The sequence below is a fragment of the Rhodococcus sp. T7 genome (assembly GCF_009872365.1).
Classification (GTDB): Bacteria; Actinomycetota; Actinomycetes; order Mycobacteriales; family Mycobacteriaceae; genus Rhodococcus_F.
The window spans coordinates 1-22678 of the sequence record NZ_WXYH01000023.1; the positions used below are offsets into that span (position 1 = coordinate 1).

A 22678-nucleotide genomic window follows, 5' to 3' on the forward strand; every position below is an offset into this window, starting at 1 on the left:
ACCGCTCGCAAGCCGGAGCAGATCTACACGATTCGGGTGGCGCAGCGGTGCAACTGGGCTCAGGCGATCGAGGGTGCCATCGACTCGGCCCACTCCAACTTCCTGCACAACGACCTCAACCGGCGTCTGGCCGAAGGCGGCGACTACACCGGCGGCGGCGGCCTGCTCAACTTCCAGCTGACCGACGGGGCGCCGCGCCTCGAGGTCGAGAACCTGCCCTACGGGTTCCACTACGCAGGCATCCGCGATGCGCTGGTCGACGGCGAGCACAAGAAGTACGTGCGCACGACGCAGTTCGTCGCCCCGTCCTGGGCACTGTTCTCGGCACCGGAGAACTGGGTGTTCTCGCAGGTGTTCGTGCCGGTCGACGACGAGAACACCATCTTCTACTTCATCCACGCCCGTCTCGACGACGAGAACATCGAGCCCGACTACCGCGCCAAGATTCTGGAATGGTCCGGCGTCGGCGAACTCGACGAAAACTTCCACATGGACTTCCACTCGGGGAACATGTGGCAGCAGGACCGGGACCTCATGGACCGCAAGAAGCACGGCGACAAATTCAGCTTCAGCGGCATGACCGGCAACCAGGTCGAGGACCTCGGCATCCAGGAGAGCATGGGTCCCATCGAGGACCGCAGCCGCGAACACCTGGGCACGTCGGACCTGGCCATCATTCGCATGCGCCGCCTGATCCTCGACGCCGCGCGCAAGTACGCGAAGGGCGAGACCCCGATCGGCCTGGGCCGGAACTTCTCGTACGAGGAGATCCGCGCCGCGGAGAAGATGATCGAGCCGGGAACCTCGTGGAAGGGTCAGGTGGGTTCGCGCGGAGTCGCCGAGAACACCGCCGCCAACTGAATCCGGTCGAGAGGAACAGAACATGGATGCACAGTCCGCATTCTTCAACGTCGTCGCGGCCGACGAGGCGATGCACGATCCCGGCCCGGAGTCGAACTGGAACGAATCGGCCTTCTTCCACGTCGTCGAAGAGGACGGTTCGGCCGGGGCGCTCTTCCGCATCGGCCGACGGGTCAACGAGGGATTCGCGGAGGTGACGGCGCTCCAGTTGCGCAGCACGGGTGACGCGCTGGTCGGTTTCCGGAAAGCGAAGATCACCGACAACCTCCGATGGCAGGCCGGGGACCTCGACTTCGCCCCGGAGGGGACGGGCGGGGGCTGGTCGATCTCGTTCGACGGCGAACTGAGCCACCTCGCCGACGGCACGGAGTTCGCGGATCCGGGTACGGCGTTCCGTAACTCGCCGAAGGAGAAGGTCGCGTTCGACCTGTCCTGGGCCGACCTGGCCCCGCCGTACCGCACGTCGACGGACGGCACCTATCACGGCGGCGACTCGGTCGCCAAGGATCACTATGCCGGCGTCGGGCAGGTGACCGGGACCGTCCGAATCGACGGTCAGGAGAAACGGATTCGCGGATTCGGCTTCCGTGACCACTCGTGGGGCGTGCGCAACTGGCAGTCGATCGACTGCTGGAGATGGGTGTACGGCCAGCTCGACGCCGGCAACCTGTTTTCCGTCGTCGCGATGCAGGTCGGCACCCCCGAACCCGCGGTCGCGGGCATCGTCCTGAAGGACGGTACGCCGCACGTGGTCACGGAGATGAGCGTGAAATGCCGGTACGACGGCGCCCCGGACTACTGGCTGGCCGGTGCGGACGTCACGATCCCGCTGCCGGACGGCGACGTGTTCGAGGCGACCTACCAGCCGACGTGCCGTCTCCCGCTCCGGCACACGAAGGGTGACGAGGTGCTGCGCATCGTCGAGCATCTCGCGAACGTGGAGATCAACGGCAGGTCCGGCGCCGGTTGGATCGAGGTCACGGACCGGATGGAGGACGGCCGCCCGTTCGGGCTCGTCCACGGCGACGCCTGACCCGGAACTTCCGCCCCGTCGCCGATCACCGGACCGCCCGTGCTCACGCACGGGCGGTTCCGTCATCTCTGCAGGTCGGGCAGCTCGTGGTGCGCGAGCCGCACGGCACTCAGGTGCGCGAACTTCCAATCGCGGTCGATCTTGACGTACCGTTCGTCGTACCGCGCGAGCGTGAGGCGGGCCGGACCGTCGTGGAAGTCGACGACGCCCACGAAATGCCACGTTCCGCGCGCAGTGTTCCCGGTCACCGTGATGTCGAGATTCGTCGTGTTGTGCTGCGAGAAGCGTATGGACCGCCCGAAACGCTCGAATGCCCGGCGAATCTCGTCGTGACCCCGGTATGCGCCGAGTCCGTCGGCCTCCCAGATGCCGTCGGCGGCGAAGAGCCGGACGATCGCGTCCGGATCGTGGTGATCGTCGCAGACGTTGCAGTACTCGGCCTTCAGGCGACGGATGCGCTCGATGTCCTCGAGCCTGATCAGGCGTTCTTCGATGCTCGGCACGGTGCCTCCGGCGGTGTGGAACGGGTGGTCCCGGCGAATTCCGGGCGGCATGTGGATCGACTCACCGTCCGGTGCCTGATGTGAATCAGGTAACGCGAGTGGCTTGACGGCGCTGCGTGCGGTTCCTATATTGATCCTAGCAGTCTCAATTATATTCGTGCCGACAGTCGAGGAGACTCCGGTTTCATGCTTGATACTTCCGATTTCCAACCGAGCGCGCCGGACGAGATCACGGCCGCGTGGCTCACCGGGGTCCTGCGCCTGCAGAACCCGACGCTGACGGTCGAACACCTCGAGATCACCAAGATCATCTGGGGCACAGCCACGAAGGTGCTCCTCGAGGCCACCTACTCCGGACAGCCGGAGGGCCCGCTGTCCCGCAATCTGTGCGTCAAGGGCGGCCTGGATCGCCGACTCGACGACGTCTCCGACGATGCGATCCACACGATGGAGGCCCGGTTCTACGGGGAACTGCGTCACCTGTTCGAGTCGTCGGCGCCCGAGTGCTACTACGCCGGCGTCGACCGGAACGGCGACAGGGGACTGATCGTCCTCGAAGACATCGCCACGACGGGATCGACATTCGTCGAGCCGGGCGACGTCCTGACCGTCGATCAGGTCGCGAGCGGACTGCGTCACCAGGCGAAGTGGCACGCCGCCACCTGGGGGAAGACCGCAGCCGACCTTCCGGGCGTCGGCGTCGGCAGCATCAACCGCAAGGCCGCGAAGCTCTTCTACCGGGAAAAGTACTGGAACTCGCACTTCGCGCAGGAGGGTGCACCCCAATACCCCGCGGAGCTTCAGAACCCGGAGCTGCTGTACCGGGCATTCAAGTCCGTGTGGGAATCGGACGACGTCGCCGTGCACTCCCTGCAGCACGGCGACGCACACCTCGGCAACACGTTCCTGCGTCCGGGCGGCGACCTCGGCTTCATCGACTGGCAGTGCTACTGCTTCGGACCGTGGTCCTACGACGTCGCCTACTTCCTCTCCGGTGCGTTGTCGGTCGAGGACCGCCGGGGCAACGAACGGGACCTCCTCCGGGACTACCTGGACCAGCTCGCGGCGGCAGGCGGACCGCGGATCCCGTTCGACGAGGCGTGGGCCGACTACGTCCGGCACCTCGTCCACGGACTGATGTGGACGATGACACCCAAGGTGATGCAGCCCTTCGAGCGCAGCCGGATCATGAGCGACCGCTACGTGACCGCCGTGATGGACCACGGCGCCGTCGCAGGCGCGTACGCGTGACGGTCCGCCGCCCTCTATCACGAGTAGAGCTTTCGGAAATGAACAGGAGAAACCGAAGTGCACGCTGACACTGGTCGAGAAGGTTCCGTCCTCGTCCCGGACCCCGCTCCGGCGAGTCTGTGCGCCCGCTTCCAGGACAGCGCCGCGCGCTACCGGGACCGGATCGCGTTCACGTCGTTCGACGGGTCGTTCGCCGACATCACCTGGGGTGAGTACGCCCGCAACGTCGAGGAAACCGCGGGTGCGCTCGCGGCCATGGGAGTGGGCCCGGGCGACTGCGTGGCACTGCTGTTCTCCACCCGCCCCGAGTTCCACTGGTTCGACCTCGCGGCCCTGCACCTGGGTGCCCGCACGGTCTCGGTCTACAACACAGCACCGCCGCAGTTCATCGAATACCTGCTCACCAACTCCGGCGCCCGGGTCCTGGTGACCGAGCGCGCGTACGGTGCGCAGGCGGAGCAGGCGGCCGGCCTGATCGAGCATGTCGCGGTCATCGACGAGGCCCCGGGCGGCCGGCACGCGTGGGCCGACCACGTCGCCGCGACGCCGGCAGACTTCGACTTCGAGGCGCGCTGGCGGCAGGTGTCCTCGTCCGACCTCGCGACGATGATCTACACGTCCGGGACGACCGGTGTGTCGAAGGGCGTCCAGCTCACGCACGGCAACATCCTGTGGGCGGTCGGCACCTACATGGAGCGGATGGGTCTGCCGTTCGGCTCCGCGCAGATGTCGTACCTGCCGATGGCCCACATCGCCGCGCGGAACATGGACCACTACGGGCAGATTCTGCGCGGCTTCGAGATGACGCTGCTCACCGACCATTCCGAGGTCCTCGACGGCATGCTGAAAGTCCGCCCGGGCCTGTTCTTCTCCCCACCACGCATGTGGGAGAAGCTGAGGTCACGCATCCAGGCCGAGATCGCCGCACAGGACGACCCGGCCCGCCGTGCGGAGCTCACCGCCGCCCTCGAGCGGGGTCTCGAACGCGTCCGGCGGGACGAGAAGCCGGACGAGGCGGAAATCGCCGTCATGCGCGACATCCGAGCGCTGGTCGGCCTCGACCGGATCGCGGCCGCGATCATCGGCGGCGCTCCCGTGGCGCGGGAACTGATGGAGTTCTTCCACGCGGTGGGGGTTCCGCTGGGTGAGTCGTACGGCATGTCGGAGAACGGCGGCGTGTGCACCACCAACCCGCCGGACGGCGTGCGCTTCGGAACGATCGGCGTCCCGCTCGACGGGCAGGAGGTCCGCCTCGCCGACGACGGCGAGATCCTCGTCAAGGGGCCCGGTGTCATGGTCGGCTACCGCGACATGCCGGAGGCCACCGCCGAGGCGATCGACGGCGACGGCTGGCTGCACACCGGTGACATCGCGACGCGGGACGCCGACGGCTACCTGACGATCGTCGACCGCAAGAAGGAACTCATCATCAACGCCGCAGGCAAGAACATGTCCCCGGTGCTGATCGAGGGTGAACTCCGCAAGCACGGCCGGTTGCTGTCGACCGCGGTCGCGATCGGCGAGGGCAGGCCCTACCTCGTCGCGTTGCTGACCCTGGACCCCGACGCTCTCGCCACACACTGCGCCGACAACGGCATCGAACCCGCTCCGCTGGAGGAGTTGGCCACCGACGCGCGGATCCTCGCCGTCGTCGAGCAGGACGTCGAGACCGCGAACCAGGGGCTCTCCCGCGTCGAGCAGATCAAGAGGTTTCACATCGTCACCGACACGTGGACACCGGGCGGAAACGAGGTCACCTCGACCCTCAAGATCCGCCGCAAGGGTGTCGCCGACCGCTACCAGGAAGAGATCCGGGCACTGTACGACCGTCGTGCCCTCGCCGGCTCCGCCGGCTGAACCGCCGAACACGACACCGACTCTCCCGAGAGTCCGACCGAATGTGGGAACCCTTCATGGACCTGATCAACTCGACGCCTGCCGACGTCCTGTCCACCCTGCTCGAGGAACGCCGTAGCTGCCGCAGCTACCGGCCGGAACCCGTCGACCGCGACGTCATCCGGTCGATCGTCGCGGACGCGGGCCACGCCCCGTCCTGGTGCAACACGCAACCGTGGAACGTGATCGTCACCGAGGGCGAGGAGACCGAACGGTTCCGCAAGGGGCTCAGCGAGCACGTCGGTGAGAAGTTCGAGGACAACCCCGATTTCGCGTTTCCGGCGGCCTACGAGGGCGAGTACCTGGCCCGCCGCCGCGAGTGCGGGTTCCAGCTCTACGAAAGCGTCGGCATCGCCAAGGGCGACCGCGACGCTTCCCGCAAGCAGATGTTCGAGAACTTCTCGCTGTTCGGGGCTCCGCACGTCGCGATCGTGACCACCGAACGCAACCTCGGCATCTACGGCGCGGTGGACTGCGGACTGTTCGTGCAGAGCTTCCTCCTCGCCGCACAGGCCCGCGGGATCGGGGCCGTCCCCCAGGCCGCCATGGCCAGCCAGGCCCCGTTCATCCGGGACTTCTTCGACATCCCGCAGGAGCGGATGATCCTGCTCGGCATCTCGTTCGGATACGCCGACACCTCCAATCCGGTCAACGACTTCCGCACCCGCCGGCAGACCGCCGACGAAATCATTTCCTGGGCAGGTGAGCAATGACCATCGACGAGGCACAGACTCGATTCGAGAGCACCGCGGGCGAAAGCGGAGACGACGTGAACGACGAAGCGCTGCGGTTGCAGGTCGTGGAGGCGGTCGACGTGTCCGACTGCGTCCGCGGATTCCGGCTCGCCGCCGAGGACGGCACCGCACTGCCGGCCTGGGAGCCGGGTTCCCACCTGGACCTGGTCCTGCCGTCGGGCCTGATCCGGCAGTACTCGCTGTGCGGCGATCCCGCCGACGGATCCGCGTACGAGATCGCGGTGCTGCGGGAACCCGAATCCCGCGGCGGCTCGATCGAACTGCACTCGTCCGTCCAGGTCGGCGACGTGCTCGTGGCACGCGATCAGCGGAACCACTTCGAGCTGCGTCCCGCGCCGTCGTACCTGTTCGTCGCCGGGGGAGTGGGCATCACGCCGATCCTCCCGATGATTCGCGCCGCAGCCGAACAGGGCGCGACCTGGCGGCTCGTGTACGGCGGACGCAGCCGTTCGTCAATGGCGTTCGTGGAGCGGGCCACGGGATTCGGTGCGGACTCGGTCGATATCGTCGCGCACGACGAGCGCGGGCTTCCGGACCTGGCAGCCGAGGTCGCGGCGACGAATCCCGACGCCCTGATCTACGCGTGCGGGCCGGAGGGTCTGCTCCGGGCGCTCGCGGACGTGTGCACGGAGGCCGGGCGCAGCTCGTCGCTGCACTTCGAACGATTCGGGGCGTCGAGCGAACCGGCCGAGGCGGGGGACAACACCTCCTTCGAGGTCGTGCTCGAGCGAACCGGCACGACCGTGCACGTCACGGAGGACGTCACCATCCTCGAAGCGGTCCGGGCTGTGCTCCCGGACGCGCCCGCGTCGTGCGAGGAGGGATTCTGCGGAACATGTGAAACGCGTGTTCTCGGTGGGGTTCCCGAGCACCGCGACTCCGTGCTGTCGGACGAGGAACGCGAGGCGAACGAGACGATGATGATCTGCGTCGGACGTTCGTGCACCCCCCGGCTGATCCTGGACCTCTAGATCCCGCACTTCCCGGCGCCGATCGGAGAACGACCGTTCTGCCTGTTCGCGCGGGGATCAGACTTCACCGACACGAAGGAGCCCTCATGGTCGAGGCCATCGTCACCTCCGCCGTCCGCACCGCAATCGGGACGGCGTTCAAGGGCAGCCTGGCGCACACGCAGCCCGACGCACTGACCGTCCCAATCATCACGGCGGCGCTGAAGGAATCGGGCGTCGCACCCGATCTGGTCGACGACGTCATCCTCGCCGAATCTCTCCACGGCGGAGGCGATATCGCACGCTTCTCCGCGATCGACGCCGGTCTGACACACGTGCCGGGCCTGGCCGTCAACCGGCACTGCGCCGGGGGGCTCAGCAGCGTACTGCTCGCCGCGGCCGGGGTGCGCGGAGGCGGCGAACGCTCGATCATCGCCGGCGGCGTCCAATCCTCCTCCACCGCACCCATTCTGCGACTCCGTGAGGACCCGGACACCGCGTGGCTGTTCCAGTCGCACCGGCCGACCCCTGACGCACCCGCCGACGACATGTCCGTCACCGTGGGCTGGAACGCGGCGCGCCTCAGCGGAATTTCCCGGGAGGACCAGGACGCGTGGGCGTTGCGCTCGCATCGACGCGCCCTGGAGGCGATCGAGAAGGGCGTGTTCGCCGACGAGATCGTCCCGCTGTCGGTGCCTGCAGCGGACGGCACGGTACGAATATTCGATACCGACGAGCACCCGCGCGCCACGACCGACGCCGCGAAACTCGCGTCGCTGCGGGTGCTGCACCCCGAGATCCCCGGTTTCAGCGTCACCGCAGGCAATGCCAGCGGGATCAACGACGCCGCGGCCGCGCTCATGATCACGTCTTCGGATGTCGTCGACGCCGACGGCCTGCCCGCCCTCGCGACGATCCGGGGCGGAGCCTCGGTCGGTGCCGACCCCGTCCGCACCGGACTCGCCGTGGTCGATGCGATCCGGAAGGCACTGTCCCGCACGGGCATGGCGGTCACCGACATCGACTTGTGGGAGATCAACGAGGCGTTCGCCTCGGTTCCGATCGCGGCCTGCCGCACGCTGAATCTCGACGAGGACCGCGTCAACCCGTTCGGCAGCGGGTGCTCCCTCGGGCACCCCGTGGCGGCGACCGGCGCGCGCATGCTGACGACCGTCGTCCACGAACTCGGGCGCCGCGGCGGTGGCACCGGCGTGGCCGCGATGTGCGCCGGCGGCGGGATGGCCTCGGCGGTGATCGTCGAAGTCGGCGCCTGAGTACATCCAATCCCGCGGGCCACCGCCCGCGACCACGCTTCCCGATCCCGAAAGCCTGCACATGAACACTTCTCGATTGGTTCCCCCGGTGTCGGACGATCCGCACGCCATGGACGAGTTACGGTGCGAGGTCCGCGACTTCGTCGCCGAGTGCCTCGCCGACGGTCGCATCCACCGGCAGGTCGACTGCTGGCTGACCGGGTGGGACGAGGACTTCACCCGGGCGCTCGCCGCCCGCGGCTGGCTCGGCATGACCGTGCCGAGCGAGTACGGCGGACACGGCCGCAGCCACCTGGAGCGATTCGTCGTCACCGAGGAACTGCTCGCGGCCGGCATGCCGGTGTCCGCCCACTGGATCGCCGATCGGCAGATCGTCCCCTCGTTGCTGAAGTACGGCACCGAGGTCCAGAAGCACAGATTCCTGCCTGCCATTGCGAGCGGCGACTGCTACTTCGGAATCGGCATGAGCGAACCGGACTCCGGCTCCGACCTCGCCAGCGTCCGCACCAAGGCCACCCGCGTCGACGGGGGATGGTCCGTCACCGGAACGAAGGTGTGGACCTCGGGCGCGCACCGCGCGCACATGTTCATCTGCCTGGCACGAACCGCCCCGGTCGATCCGTCACACCGGCACGACGGTCTCAGCCAGTTCATCGTCGACCTGCACTCGCCGGGCGTCGACGTCCGCCCGATCGTCTCGATGAACGGCGGGCACCACTTCAACGAGGTCATCCTCGACGCCGTCTTCGTCCCCGACGACATGGTGTTCGGCACCATCGGCGACGGATGGCAGCAGGTCACCTCCGAGCTCAGCTTCGAACGCAGCGGGCCGGAACGCTTCCTGTCGACGTTCCCTCTGCTCGCGGAGTCTGCCGAACAGATGCGCCGTGAGGCGTTGCCCCGGCACACCGACGTGGGCCGGTACGTGGCGCGGATCGCCGGGCTGCACCAGATGTCGACGGCGGTGGCCGGAGCGCTCGGCCGACACGAACCGGCGGATACCGCGGCAGCGGTCGTCAAGGTCCTGGGAACCTCCACCGAGGGCGACATCGCCGATTTCGCCGATCTGCTCGCCGGCGATCCGTCCGCCGAGCAGGCGGAATACGCGGCGATGCTCGAGAGCGCCGTAGTCCAACGTCCGGGATTCACGCTCCGGGGCGGCACCAACGAAGTTCTGCGCGGCGTGATCGCACGAGGATTGGGGATGCGCTGATGACCACCGCAACGACGATCGACACCGATCTCATCGACATGATGTCCGCGGTCTTCGCGCGGCACCGGCAGCAACACGAGCCGGCGATCGGCGCCGCCCGCTGGGACACCACGCTCTGGGCGCAGCTCGACGAACTCGGCCTGGTCCGCCTCACCGGCGCCGAGGCCACCGGTGGTAGCGGCGGAAGCTGGCTCGAGGCAGCCGAACTGATCCAGGCCGCGGTCTGGAACGGTGTCCGGGTACCCGTCGCCGAACACGACCTCCTCGCCGGCTGGCTCCTCGAGACTGCCGGACTGCCGGTCGATCCGGCACGGCGCACGGTGGCCGTGCCGGGCGCCTACGGTGGTGCCTCGGGGGTGCCCTGGGCGAGCGAAGCCGAGCGGATCGTCACCGTATGGCACGACGGTCACACGTACCGCGTGGCCGATCTCGCGGCGAGCGCGTTCGAGATCACCGCGGGTGTCAACCTGGCCGAGGAGCCCCGCGACACCGTGCACATCGACCTGGCGACCCTGTCCGGTGTCGCCGTCGACGATTCGGTCGTTCGGCAGTACTTCCTGCGCGGGGCGCTGATCCGGGCTCTGCAGACGTGTGCCGCACTCGACCGGATCGTCGAACTGTCGGTGGCGCACGCGGGTGAACGGTCGCAGTTCGGTCGTCCACTCGCCAAGTTCCAGGCGGTGCAGAACCTGGTGTCCGACATCGCGGCGGAGGCTGCGCTGGCCCGGGCGGCCACCGATGCCGCGCTCGCCGCGGCGGTGCGCACGCAATGGGCGGCAAAGGATCTCGAATTCCCCATCGCGGTCGCCCGGTCGTGTGCCGGGCACGCCGCGTCGGTCGTCGTGCGCAACGCCCATCAGGTGCACGGAGCGATCGGCACGACCCGCGAGCACCGGCTTCACGAGTTCACCAAGCCGGCACTGGCCTGGCGGTCGGAGTTCGGTTCCGTTCACTACTGGGACGACACGCTGACCGACGCTGCGCTCGCCGCCGGACGCGACGGCCTGTGGGGTCTCGTCACCGGCACCGCCTGAGCTCCGGCACGGGAATCCCTGTCCTCTCGAATGCGGTCCGAGGGATTTGCGACAAAGCGTCCTGAATATCGGTCCGAGTCGCTAAGGTGTGTCGCATAACACCTTCGGGCCGTGTGCCAATAGTCGCGCATCGGGCCCGAAATCCCGCACGCTCCGCGGAATTTCCTGCTCGAGAGGAACAGTAGATGACCGATATCCTGTCGTCCGAGGTCGGCACGCTCCCGTCCGGATTCGACCCCTGGGACCCGGCGCACGTCGACGATCCGATCGCCGTCTACACCATGATGCGCGAGACCGAACCGATGCACTGGAACGCCAAGCGCCGGTTGTGGTTCGCGACCCGTTTCGACGACGTCGCGCTCGTACTGCGAGACCACGAGAACTTCTCGTCCGCCCAGTACAACATCGACAAGCCGCACATGACCGAGCGGCCCGTCGACGGTGATCGGTACCAGGCGTTCAAGGGGCCGACGATGGTCACGACCGAACCGCCCGAGCAACGACGTCTGCGCAGGGGGTCGGCGCCGGCCTTCTCCACTCGCGGTCTCGACCGGCTGGCGGGCCGGATCCGCGAAATCGCCGACCGACTGCTGGATGGGGTCGAGGGTGACGAGGGCATGGACGTCATTGCGGACTTCGCCTACCCGCTGCCGGTCTATGCGATCGCCGAACTCCTCGGCGTCCCTCGTGAGGACCAGGACGAGTTCCTCGAGCTGGCATTGGCGGATCGGGGAAGTCCCGCACACGACCCTCACGCGAGCAAGGAGACCCTCGAGCGGACCGCTGCTCACGGGCGCAGGCTGCGCGAGTTCGTCGAGGACGTGATCGAGAAGAAGCGGCGGCTTCCCGGGGAGGACCTCATCAGTGCTCTGCTGACGTCGCAGCGTGAGGACGGTCTGACGCATGCCGAAATGATCGACACCATCCATTTGATGATGGAGGCGGGGCACATCACGACCGTGAATCTCATCGGTAACGGCCTCGACGTGCTGCTCGACCGTCCCGCAGACATGGAGGCGATCCGCAACGACCCGGGCCTCGCACCCTCGGCCGTGCAGGAGTGCCTCCGATTTGTGGGCCCCGTGCAGTTCACCGGTCGCACGGCGACTCGTGACACGGTAGTCGGCGGCAGCCTCGTCAAGGCGGGCGAGTCCGTCATCCCCCTCATCCCGGCGGCGAACCGTGATCCGTCGCAGTTCACCGACCCGGAGGAGTTCCGGATCGATCGCAGGCCCAACCGGCACCTGGCCCTCGGAATCGGTGTCCACGTATGCATCGGCGCGTCACTCGCGCGCGTCGAAACCGAGATCGCATACACCAGATTGCTCACGCGATACCCGCATCTCCGGCGAGCGGGTGAGACCGCGTGGAACACCAGCTTCGAACTGCGGGGCCGGACGACACTTCCGGTCGCGTTTCGCTGACTTAATTTGCGACAAGACGTCTTGTAATAATTGGGTGATCCGGATTAGAGTGAGGGACATCACGATGCGGCGGCCGGTCTCGGCGGCCCCACGGGGTTTCGGGTGAAGCGGACGAGGCCGATGTGTAGTCCTGTTTTCCACCAACCTGACGTAGCAGTCGCAGGGGAGCGAGAGATCGCCTGCCGAGAGAGGAGCCGGGTAATGGCTGAGCACTTTGCCGCTGAAATGGTCATCAACGGTAGGCGCGTGACGAGTGACTCCACCGTGGGTGTGCTCGATCCCGCGACCGAGGAAGTGTGGGCCGTCGTACCCGAGTGCTCCGATGCTCAGCTCGACGAGGCCTTCGCCGCTGCCGCGGAAGCCCAGCTCGCCTGGTCACAGGACGAGGAGGCGAGGCGGAAGGGGCTGCGTTCGGCCGCGGATGCTCTGCGCCGCAACGAGGACGAGCTGTCCGAACTCCTCACCAGGGAGCAGGGTAAGTCCCGCGCGGATTCACGGATGGAGATCCAGCTGTCGGCGATGTGGCTGGAACAGTTCGCCGACATGCCGGTCCCCGAGAGTTCGGTGCCGGACGACTGCGCGGGCTTCTCCGTCACCGCCGAGCGCCGGCCGCTGGGTGTGGTTGCGGCGATCACCCCGTGGAACTTTCCTGTGACACTTGCATGCTGGAAGCTCGGTCCCGCGCTCAGGACCGGCAACACGATGGTGCTGAAGCCGTCGCCGTACACGCCCGTCTCCACGCTGAGATTCGGTGCCCTGATCGCCGAGGTGCTCCCGCCCGGCGTCGTCAACGTGGTCTCGGGCGGTGATTCGCTCGGCGCCCGCATGACCACACATCCGATTCCCGCGAAGGTGAGCTTCACCGGTTCGGTGGCGACGGGCAAGGCGGTGGCCCGCTCGGCTGCGGACGATCTGAAGCGCATCACGCTCGAACTCGGCGGCAACGATCCGGCGATCCTGCTCGACGATGTCGACCCCGAAGCCATAGCCGAGAAGCTGTTCACGCTGAGCTTCGCCAACAACGGCCAGCTCTGCGGCTGCATCAAACGAATCTATGTGCCCGCGATGCATTTCGACCGCGTGGCAGAACTGCTGTCCGGACTCGCTCGGGACGTGCGGGTCGGGCCCGGTATGGTCGATGGTACGGATCTCGGGCCGATCAACAATCGCCCCCAGTACGAGCGGGTGCTGGAACTGCTCGAAGACGCACTGTCCCACGGGGCGAAAGCGATCGCCGGTGGCCAGCCGCCCGCCGGGCCGGGCTACTTCCTGCCGCCCACGGTGCTGATCGATGTCGCGCCGAACAGCCGGATCGTGCAGGAGGAGCAGTTCGGGCCCGTGCTTCCCCTCGTCCGCTACACCGACCTGGATGCTGTCATCGACGACGTGAACTCGTCGAAGTTCGGCCTCGGCGCATCGGTCTGGGGGCGCGACGTCGATCGTGCCCGCGCAGTCGGCCGCCGCCTCGAGTCCGGGACGGTGTTCGTCAACGCGCATTCGATCGCGGCGCCGAACATCCCTGTCGGGGGCGCCAAATGGAGTGGTCTCGGTATGGAGAACGGGCTAGAGGGTCTTCACGAGTACACACACCTGAAAGTGACATTCGAGTCGCAGGACTCCTGATCCGGCCATCCAGAGCCGCTGTTTTCTTGCCGAGAAGGGAACCTCACCAACCATGAACACCCCCGCCGACCAGAGGTCACCTGCGCAGCACACCGCAGACGGGATACCCGCTGCGAGTTGGACCCCACGTCTGATCGTTTCGCTGATCTCGTTGTGCCTGCTCCTCGAAGTCACCGCGTCGTCCAGCGCCATGACCGCGTTCGCCATCCCCGCCATTTCGCAGCACTTCCACACGGCGCAGGGCGCCTGGGCCGTGGCCGCGACGCTGCTCAGTGGTGCTGTTCTGTCCCCGCTGGTCGGCAAGCTGGCGGACATGTACGGCAAGCGCAGGCTGCTTCTGCTGGTCATGCTGGTGGCGACCGTGGGTTCCGTGATCTCCGCGCTCGCGCCGTCCTACTTTCTGTTCGTGCTGGGACGCGTTCTGCAGGGGTTGATCGGGACCACGCTCTTTCTCGTCTATTCCCTGATACGGGACGTGTTCCCGCGCAACAAGGTTGCCGTGGCGATGAGCTTGTCGATGGCCGGGTTGAGCATCTTCACCACCGCGTCGCCCTATCTGACCGCGTGGATCCTCGACCTCTGGGGCCTGCGCGCGATCTACTGGATGACCGCGTGCGCCCTTGTCGTCCTGGCCGGCTTCATCACGGCGAGTACCGCCGAGACGCGGGTGCGGGTGCGATCGAGGCTGGACTTCGTCGGGGCGTCGCTGCTCGGAATCGGGCTGGCCGGCATCCTCATCGGGGTGACGTTCGGGCCGACGTGGGGCTGGACTGCGAAGGGAACGCTCGCGGGGTTCGTCATCGGGATCGCCGCGCTCACCGCCTGGGTGGTGTCGGCGAACAAGTTCGCGGATCCACTCGTCGATCTGCGACTGTTCCGCAAGCGCGCGGTCACCTTGACCGCCGTGACCGCGAGCTGCGGGTATGCGTGCGCCCAGGCCCTCTTCGTGCTGCTGCCGATGGTGTGCATGACCCCTGCGGTGCTGGGTCTGGGATACGGTCTCGGACTCGACGGGTTCGGGTTCGCCCCGGTGCTCGCCGTCTACGGGTTCGCCAACATGGTCGGTGGCATCACCGTCGCGAAGCTGGTGAGCGGCATCCCTGCGCGCCGTCTGATGGGGGCAGGTCTGACGATCGCCGGTCTCGGTGCTCTTCTGATCACGTTGTCTCACCAGCAATTCGCCCTGCTTCTCCTGTTCAGCTTCATCGCGGGCTACGGCCAGGGCATCATTCTGGCCTCGGTGCCGAATCTGATCGTCGCCGCGGTACCCGCCGAGCAGCAAGCGTCGATCGCCGGCCTCGTGAACGTCTTCACCCTGACCGGTGCCGCCGCATTGCCCGCAGTCGCGTACGCAGTCCTGAACTCCAACGTCGCGCTGGTCGCCGACGGTGAAGTCTTCTCGACGAGTACGGGCGTGACACTGGCGTTCCTCCTGCCCACCGTGGCCGCCTTCTTCGGTGCGGCTCTCGCCGTGTTCGTGCCGTGGCGCCAGATGCAGCAATCACCGACACCGTCCGGTGTGGAGGAAGAGGGCGGAAGCGAGAGGGACCTCGTCCGCGTGCAATCCTGAAACTCGGTCGTGTGGAACGCGAAACATGCTCGGCTGAATCAACTTCACTTCGAATCCGCATTCGTCCCCGACCTGGAGCCTCTCATGACCGTAGTGCTGACGCTTGCCGACCTGCACGATCAGTACCGCCGCGATTACGACCCCTACAATCCTGTCTCCATCGCCGAGCATCTCGCGGAGATCGCCGATCGGCGCGAGAAGGTTCCGGTCAGCTACTCCGCGCGGGGCAACGGCTGCTGGGTCCTGACGAGGTATGACGACATCTCGAGCGTGCTGCGGCGCAGCAACCGCGGTTTCATCAGCTTCCCGAACGATCCGGACGGCAGCAACCCCACGGGCAAAGAGGACGGGATGATCCCGGTCGAGATCGACGGGCCGCGCCACAAGCAGTTCCGTGCCCTGCTGGACCCGTATTTCTCACCCCAGAAGGTCGCGCTGCTCGAGGACACGCTGCGGGAATCGGCCAACCGGCTCATCGATCGCTGGATCGAGGACGGGCAGTGCGACTTCGTGGAGGGTTTCGCGCTGCCGTTCCCCGGCGTCACGGTCCTGACCATCATGGGCTGGCCGTTGAAGGACCTGCACACGATGAACGACTGGGTGTCGACGTTGTTGCACGGCGTCGTCGGAGGAACCCAGGAGGAGACGGACGCCGCCCGCGGCAAGGCTCACGGTGAAATGCGGGAGTACATGCTTGCGATGATCGCCGAACGGCGTGCCGCCCCGCGCCGCGACGATGTCACGTCCGCCGCGCTCGACGCGGAGATCGACGGCAGGGCGCTCACCGACCTGGAACTGTTCGACCTGTTCCTGACCATGACGCTGGCCGGCCTCGACACGGTGCAGAGCGTGCTGGCCCAGTCGATGACCTACCTGGCGCGGCACCCCGAGCAGTGGGACGAGATGTTCGCAGGTCCCGAAAACCTGGAGCCCGCCATCGAGGAGCTGCTGCGCTGCACGGCGCCTCCCGTGCCGACCCGGACCATCGTCGAGGACTCGGTCGAGGTCGGCGGCGTCACGATCCCCAAGGGTGAGCGAGTGCATTTTCCCGTGGCTGCGGCGAACCGTGACCCGAAGTACTATCCCGACCCGGACGAGGTGCGATTCGACCGTGACGCACGCCCCCACCTCGCCTTCGGGATGGGTCCGCATCGCTGCCTCGGCCTGAACCTGGCGAGGCTCGAACTGAAGATCGCGTTCACCGAGCTGCATCGCCGGATGCCGAAGTTCGAACTGGTTCCCGGCACCGAGCCGCACGAGCACCTCGGTCTGGCGTGGGGTGTCGATAACGTGCATCTGAAGTTCCCAGCCGCAGAACGAGAAACACCGCAGCGGTGAGCGTGGTCGACGCGACCCTTCCGGGGCTCCGTTGGGGCATCAAGGCCAGTTTCCTGGATTACATCGCGCGCATGCCCGACGGCCGCGGCACCGTCAGCGACGGAGCGAGGCCGACCGAGCACAACGAGATGGTGTTCGAACCGGCACCCGAAGTGGCGGCGCCGGCGGGCGTCGATCGGTTCATGGCGTTCCGCGGCGACGTGCGCTTCGGCGGCCACTTCGGAATGCTCTTCGTCCGGATTGCCGACCCATGGGTCACGGTCCGCGGCAGGACCGCCGACTTGACGGTCCTCGACCCGCACCACCCTGAAGTTGAAGCTCGTTTACATCTCGTCACATTCACCTTGGACAGCTCTACACAGAGTGGAACCATCACGTGGACAGGTTCCGATGTACGGCTCACACCCGATGGCGCCGGGCTGTTCAACGACGTCTACCCACCCGGCGAACCCTTCGAGCCGATCACGATCGTTCTTGCTGCGAGCAGCCCGGTCGTCACGGCGTTTGCTCGGGATCTGCACGACCCACCGAACTGAGGAAGAGGACATGAAAGCATCCATCGTCGAGGAACTCGGCCGTGGGTTCACGGTGCGCGACATCGAGATTGCTGCGCCGCGGGGCCGCGAAGTACTGGTCGACGTCAAGGCGTCCGGGCTGTGCCATTCGGACCACAGCATCGCGACCATGGGTCTCGGCTACGAGTTCCCCATCGTGCTCGGACACGAATTGGCCGGGGTGGTCAGCGCGGTCGGCCCGGACGTCACCGACATCCGGGTCGGCGACCACGTGGTGGCCAGCCTTTTGCAGTTTTGTGCCAACTGTGTCAACTGCCTGTCCGGCAAGACCTATCGCTGCCTGCGTACCGACGCGACGCTGCGGGGAGCAGGCGAACCGCCGCGCCTCGGCACCGAGGCGAAACCGATCGGCCAGATGAACGGCCTCGGCGGATTCGCCCAGCAGGCGTTGGTTCACGAAAACCAGCTCGCGGTCGTGCCCGAGGAGATGCCGTTCGCCCCGGCCGCTCTGCTGGGATGCGGTGTCTTGACCGGAGCCGGTGCCGTACTCCACACCGCCGACGTACAGATCGGTGAAACGGTCGTCATCATCGGCGCCGGCGGCGTCGGCATGAACGGGGTGAGCGGTGCCAGGATCGCCGGGGCCGCCACGATCATCGTCGTCGACGTGCAGGACGCCAAGCTGGAACGTGCACGGGCGTTCGGCGCGACCCACACCGTCAACTCGTCCACGACCGATCCGGTGGCCGAAGTCCTCAAGATCACCGGGCACGGCGCCGACCACGTGTTCGACTTCGTCGGCATCAGTTCGGTCACCCGGCAGGCGCTGGAGATGCTGGCCACCGGCGGCGGTCTGTACCTCGTCGGCCTGGGCGCGAACGACGCCCGCCTGGAGATCGACAGCGTCACGATGTTGACCAGGCAGATCCACGTCCACGGTGTCTGGATGGGGTCGTCGAACCTCAAGCGAGACATTCCGCTGTACGCATCGCTCTACCTGCAGGGACGGATGAACCTCGACGACCTGGTGTCCAAGGAGATTTCACTGCACGAAATCAACGAGGGCTACGAGGCGCTCGCGGATTCGTCCTCCGCTCGCCTGGTGATCACCGACCTGTCCTGATCGGTGATGGCCGCGGAGGCGTCATGGTGAGGGTGCGCGTCGGTCGCCGTCGTCGTCGTGCGATTCCACCACCCACGCGGCGATCTGCGTGCGGGAAGTGAAGCCCAGTTTCGTCAGGATGTGCTCGACGTGGCCCTGGGCGGTGCGGGGCGAGATCACCAAACGGTTGGCGATCGCCTGGTTGGTGAGGCCCTCGGCGACGAGGTCGGCGACCTGTCGTTCGCGTTTGGTGAGTCTCACCGGCGAATCGGCGGGAGCGGGGGAGACCTGCGGTTGCTCGTCGAGGGCGTACGCGACCGCCGCGTCGAAATCCAGGTGCTGCCCGCGCCGGTAGGCCGCGGTGAATGCTCTGTCGCCGAGCGCCCGCCGTGTCTGCTGATCGCACGTGTCGTGGTAGACGAGCATGTTCGAGTACATGACGGCGACGCTGTCCACCGACCGCCCCAATTCCTCGGCAGCGCCCATCAGAACGGCCGCCCGCGTCCAGTCGCGGCGTTCGCCGGCGACCCAGGCCAGAGCCTCGAGGCAGGACGCGGTGACGCGGGGGCTGTGGACCAGCCGCGTGATCTGCAGCGCGTGCTCGAGCATCCGCACGGCACGGTCGGCATCACCGCTGCGCCAGTGGACGACCGCCATGGACCACAGCGAGTACGACCGGAACATCGATTCGCCACACGCCTCGGTGGTCGCGAGTAACCGCTCGTGGCACGCGGTGGCGCGCTCCGTCTCACCGTGCAGTCCGTATGCGAGTGCCAGCGTGTACAGCGCACTCGTCCGCAGGGTGCGGTTCGCCTGGTTGTCGAACTCCGCGAGAGCGGCCTCGAGCAGGGGGCACGCGCGGGCGAGATCACCGCGGTACAGGGCGAGGGTGCCGTCGGCGTAGGTGATGAGAGCGAGAATCAGGGGGTCGTTGGTCTGCGCGGCAGCCGCGCGTCCCTCCTCCATCGACGCGACGGCGGTCTCGAGGTCACCCTGCACTTCGGCGAGGACGATGCCGGCATACAGTGCCTTGACCCGTTCGAGGGTCGGGTGACCGTCGTGCCGGGTCAGCAGGCGGTCGAGCCAGCGCCGTCCCTCGTTGTAGAGACCCTGCGAGGCCCAGAACAGCAGGAGCGCAGCGGAAATACGCAGGCCCGTGTCGGGGCTGTCGGCCACGCTGAACTCGAGAGCTTCCCGGAGGTTCGGTTGTTCCCGCTTCAGGCGGGCGATCCAGTCGAGTTGTCGGGCGCTGATCCACTCGGCTTCGGCGGCGAGCGCCAGCGCCTCGTACCAATCCCGGTGACGGCGGCGCAACGTCACGGTCTCGCCGGTCTGCGCGAGTTTCTCGTAGCCGTACTGGCGGAGGGTCTCGAGCATCCGGAAACGCACGACAGGCCCGTGTTCCTCCCGGATCAGGATCGACTTGTCGGCCAGGGACGTCAGGATGTCGAGCAGCTCGTCCGGGCCCGGACCGGCGGCGCAGACCTGCTCGGCGGCATCGAGTTCGAAGCTGCCGGCGAACACCGCCAACCATCCCCACACCAGTTGTTCACCGGCGGTGCACAGTTCGAAACTCCAGTCCACGGATAACCGCAGGGTCTGTTGCCGCGTCGGCGCGCCGCGGCTGCCGTGGGTCAGCAGTGTGTAGCGGTCGGTCAGCCGCCCGAGGATCTGCTCGGGCGACATCGCCCGCAACCGGGCGGCGGCCAGTTCGATCGGCAGCGGTAGCCCGTCGAGGCGGTGGCAGATCCCCGCCACCGCCGCCGCGTTGTCCTCGGTGAGCGCGAACCCGGGAACCGCGGCCGCGGCGCGTTCGGCGAACAGGGTCACCGCGTCGTATTTGGGTAGACCCCGCAGGGAGGGCCGGCGGTCAGGATCCGGCACGGCCAGCGGCGGGACCCGCAGCACCGTCTCCCCGGCGATGCCGAGGGGTTCGCGGCTGGTCGCCAGGATCCGCAGCGCCGGGCACACCCGCAACAGGGCGTCGGTCAGCTCCGCCACGGCGTCCACCAGGTGCTCGCAGTTGTCGAACACCAGCAATAGTTCCCGTGCCGCCAGATGTTCCACGAGGACCTCGCGCAGCGGCCTGCCCGAATGGTCCCGCACGCCCACGGCGGCGGCCACCGCGTCCACCAGCAGCGGCTCATCGCGCAGTTCGGCCAATTCGATCAGTCGCGCACCGTCGGCGTAGTCGCGTTGCAGGGTCGCCGCGACCCGCGTCGCCAGCCGCGTCTTGCCGACACCCCCGATCCCGGTCAACGTCACGAGCCGGGACCCGGCGAGCAGGTTCTTCGCCTCGGTGAGTTCGTGCCGGCGGCCCACGAAACTCGTCAGGTCCAGGGGCAGGTTCCCGGTCACGCCCCCCGGGGTGGGTGCCGTGGAACGGTGCCGACTGCCCCGCACCGCCTGCCCGTCGGTGCCGTTCACCGGGTCCACGTGCAGTGCCATCTCGTCGACGCCGAAGTCGCGGCGACGCTGGATCTGCCGCAGTTCCTCCCCGAAGTCTGCGGCGGTGGCCGCGCGCTCGTCCTGTAGGCCCGACATCGCACGTCCGATCACCGCCGACACGTCGTCGGGGATCCCGTGCTCCCGCAGGTCGGGGACCGGTTGGGAGGTGATCCGCAGGAACTGCGCGACGACCTGTTCGCCGGTGCGGCGTTCGAACGCGGCGTGGCCGGTGAGGGCGCTGAACAGGGTGGCGCCGAGTCCGTAGACGTCGGCGGCCGGGCTCGGTGGGTCGCCTCGGAGGACCTCCGGTGCGGTGTACGCCGGTGACCCGGCGACCGTTCCGGTGGCGGTGTGGAAGCCGCCGGTGATGTGGGCGATGCCGAAGTCGGTCAGCGCGGGTTCGCCGTAATCGGTGAGCAGGATGTTCGCGGGTTTGATGTCGCGGTGCAGGATGCCGAGCCGGTGTGCCGACTCCACGGCGCCGGCGATCTTCACCCCCAGGCGCAGGGCCTCGGTCAACGGCAGCGGCCCGCGGCGGCGGATCCGGGCGTCGAGGGAATCCTGCGGGTGATAGGGCATCACGATGTAGGGGAGACCGCTGTCGGTGGCGCCGACCTGCAGAATGTTCACGATGTTGGGGTGTCCGGTCAGCCGGCCCATCGCTCGTTGTTCCCGGAAGAACCGGGCGCGGCTCTCCTGGTCGATCTCGGTGGTGAGTACCTTCACCGCCACCGTGCGATCGAGGTCCGCCTGGTTGCAGCGGTAGACGACGCCGAAGCCGCCGCGCCCGATCTCCTGGGCGTCGGCGAATCCTCTGGCGTTCAGCTCCGCGGTGACGGAGACAACCGGGTATCGCTGGGTGTCGAGCGGTTCGTTTTCGCCCATCGGAACGTCACACTCGGTTCGTCACGCGGTAGTTCTCCCGACGGCACGACCACTGGCGATACACCTTGCACACACCTCTCGACGGCGTTCATTCAGGATATCGCTGTCGGGGGTGATCGCCGGTGAACCTTCTGCATGGAAACGATCGTTTTGACCCATCGGACGTATCTCGGTAGCAACCTTGCAGGAAGATCGGTTGCGTACCATTCACAGGTGGGAATTCGTTTCCACCCCTCTGGCACCTAGAATCCGGGTATGTCCAGAGAAGATCAGATCCTCAGTGCGGCCACCCGACTGTTTTCCGGACGGAGCTTCGACGGAGTCGGCGTCGATGCCATCGCCGCGGCTGCCGGTATCACCGGTTCGGCCGTCTACCGCCACTTCTCCAGCAAGGACGAGGTGCTCGCCGCGCTCTTCGACCGCCTCCTCGATGCGTTGTTGATCCGGATCGGTGAACCGATCGACTCTCCGGAAGAGGAATTGGAACGCCTGATTGCCGCGCATGTCGAATTCTCGATCGGCAATCCGGAGCTCACCACGATCTGGAACCGTGAGCAGGCGACGCTGTCGCAAGTCTACCGTGCGAACATCATGAGGCGACAGAAGATGTACACCGACCGCTGGATTCGAGCGCTCGACGCGAACTTTCCCGGCCATGCGAGGGAAGAACTCGCCGCCGCGGTGCGTGCGGTGCACGGCCTGATCTCGTCGGATACCTCCCGCAGGGAAGGGGCCAAGCGTCCGTCGGATATCGCCGGCATGCTGCATCACATGGCTAGAGCGTCACTGACGGCGTTGGCCGGCGATCGCGCGGTCGACGCCGTGAAGGGTGCTTGAGGGGAACTCGGCGGTGGCATGCAGAGGTCCGGCCGCCGGATGCACTGAGTGCATCACTGGCGGCCGGAACCGACGGATTGCCCGCTTCCGTCAGCGGAAGTCCATCCAGTGTCCGTGCGGGGTCCAGCCCATCAGGAACGGAATCTCGATCCGCGCGACCGGCCCC

The 22678-nt window shown here is 67.2% G+C and carries 17 protein-coding genes and 1 pseudogene; 16 read left to right on the plus strand and 2 right to left on the minus strand.

Annotated features, from left to right (window positions below):
* A pseudogene (locus MLGJGCBP_RS03750) lies at nt 1-861 on the plus strand (hypothetical protein); the annotation flags it as partial.
* A gap of 22 nt (nt 862-883) precedes the next feature.
* Complete coding sequence (locus MLGJGCBP_RS03755; RefSeq protein ID WP_160094105.1) at nt 884-1894, plus strand: DUF7064 domain-containing protein; 1011 nt, start codon at nt 884-886, stop codon at nt 1892-1894.
* Nucleotides 1895-1956: 62 nt separating this feature from the next.
* Here MLGJGCBP_RS03755 and MLGJGCBP_RS03760 read toward each other — a convergent pair whose 3' ends face one another.
* Nucleotides 1957-2448, minus strand: coding sequence for a nuclear transport factor 2 family protein (locus MLGJGCBP_RS03760; protein ID WP_160094106.1), 492 nt, complete (start codon nt 2446-2448; stop codon nt 1957-1959).
* Between the two features lie 135 nt (nt 2449-2583).
* On the opposite strand from MLGJGCBP_RS03760, the gene MLGJGCBP_RS03765 reads away from it, so the two are divergent.
* From MLGJGCBP_RS03765 to MLGJGCBP_RS03825, 13 genes are all read left to right on the plus strand, one after another.
* Nucleotides 2584-3648, plus strand: a complete 1065-nt coding sequence (locus tag MLGJGCBP_RS03765; protein WP_160094107.1) for a phosphotransferase — start codon at nt 2584-2586, stop codon at nt 3646-3648.
* A 57-nt stretch (nt 3649-3705) separates the two neighbouring features.
* Nucleotides 3706-5505 (plus strand): AMP-dependent synthetase/ligase, encoded by a 1800-nt coding sequence (locus MLGJGCBP_RS03770; protein ID WP_160094108.1) that lies wholly within the window; start codon nt 3706-3708, stop codon nt 5503-5505.
* Between the two features lie 56 nt (nt 5506-5561).
* Complete coding sequence (locus MLGJGCBP_RS03775) at nt 5562-6257, plus strand: nitroreductase (protein ID WP_160094109.1); 696 nt, start codon at nt 5562-5564, stop codon at nt 6255-6257.
* The gene (locus MLGJGCBP_RS03780) at nt 6254-7270 is read left to right on the plus strand and encodes a PDR/VanB family oxidoreductase (RefSeq protein ID WP_160094110.1); all 1017 of its coding nucleotides are present in this window, start codon (nt 6254-6256) and stop codon (nt 7268-7270) included. Before MLGJGCBP_RS03775 ends, MLGJGCBP_RS03780 begins: the two co-directional genes overlap by 4 nt.
* An 86-nt stretch (nt 7271-7356) precedes the next feature.
* On the plus strand, nt 7357-8523 hold the full coding sequence (locus tag MLGJGCBP_RS03785; protein WP_160094111.1) for a thiolase family protein: 1167 nt from the start codon (nt 7357-7359) through the stop codon (nt 8521-8523).
* Nucleotides 8524-8584: 61 nt separating this feature from the next.
* Nucleotides 8585-9736 (plus strand): acyl-CoA dehydrogenase family protein, encoded by a 1152-nt coding sequence (locus MLGJGCBP_RS03790; RefSeq protein ID WP_160094112.1) that lies wholly within the window; start codon nt 8585-8587, stop codon nt 9734-9736.
* Nucleotides 9736-10770, plus strand: coding sequence for an acyl-CoA dehydrogenase family protein (locus MLGJGCBP_RS03795; RefSeq protein WP_160094113.1), 1035 nt, complete (start codon nt 9736-9738; stop codon nt 10768-10770). Before MLGJGCBP_RS03790 ends, MLGJGCBP_RS03795 begins: the two co-directional genes overlap by 1 nt.
* 185 nt (nt 10771-10955) lie before the next feature.
* Complete coding sequence (locus MLGJGCBP_RS03800; protein ID WP_160094114.1) at nt 10956-12194, plus strand: cytochrome P450; 1239 nt, start codon at nt 10956-10958, stop codon at nt 12192-12194.
* A gap of 201 nt (nt 12195-12395) precedes the next feature.
* The gene (locus MLGJGCBP_RS03805; RefSeq protein WP_160094115.1) at nt 12396-13817 is read left to right on the plus strand and encodes an aldehyde dehydrogenase family protein; all 1422 of its coding nucleotides are present in this window, start codon (nt 12396-12398) and stop codon (nt 13815-13817) included.
* 52 nt (nt 13818-13869) lie between these two features.
* Entirely contained in the window at nt 13870-15387 is a 1518-nt protein-coding gene (locus tag MLGJGCBP_RS03810; RefSeq protein WP_160094116.1) for an MFS transporter, read from the plus strand.
* A gap of 84 nt (nt 15388-15471) precedes the next feature.
* Nucleotides 15472-16725 carry a cytochrome P450 gene (locus MLGJGCBP_RS03815; protein WP_160094117.1) on the plus strand — a complete coding sequence of 418 codons (1254 nt, stop codon included), beginning with the start codon at nt 15472-15474 and terminating at the stop codon, nt 16723-16725.
* Entirely contained in the window at nt 16722-17261 is a 540-nt protein-coding gene (locus MLGJGCBP_RS03820; RefSeq protein ID WP_160094118.1) for an HtaA domain-containing protein, read from the plus strand. Before MLGJGCBP_RS03815 ends, MLGJGCBP_RS03820 begins: the two co-directional genes overlap by 4 nt.
* A gap of 10 nt (nt 17262-17271) precedes the next feature.
* The gene (locus tag MLGJGCBP_RS03825) at nt 17272-18363 is read left to right on the plus strand and encodes a zinc-binding dehydrogenase (protein ID WP_160094119.1); all 1092 of its coding nucleotides are present in this window, start codon (nt 17272-17274) and stop codon (nt 18361-18363) included.
* A 21-nt stretch (nt 18364-18384) separates the two neighbouring features.
* On the opposite strand, the gene MLGJGCBP_RS03830 is transcribed toward MLGJGCBP_RS03825, so the two are convergent.
* Nucleotides 18385-21675 carry a protein kinase domain-containing protein gene (locus MLGJGCBP_RS03830; RefSeq protein WP_160094120.1) on the minus strand — a complete coding sequence of 1097 codons (3291 nt, stop codon included), beginning with the start codon at nt 21673-21675 and terminating at the stop codon, nt 18385-18387.
* Between the two features lie 255 nt (nt 21676-21930).
* Here MLGJGCBP_RS03830 and MLGJGCBP_RS03835 point away from each other — a divergent pair, with 255 nt between their 5' ends.
* Nucleotides 21931-22512: a TetR/AcrR family transcriptional regulator gene (locus MLGJGCBP_RS03835; RefSeq protein WP_160094121.1), complete on the plus strand. Its 582-nt coding sequence runs from the start codon at nt 21931-21933 to the stop codon at nt 22510-22512.
* The last annotated feature ends 166 nt before the right edge of the window (nt 22513-22678 follow it).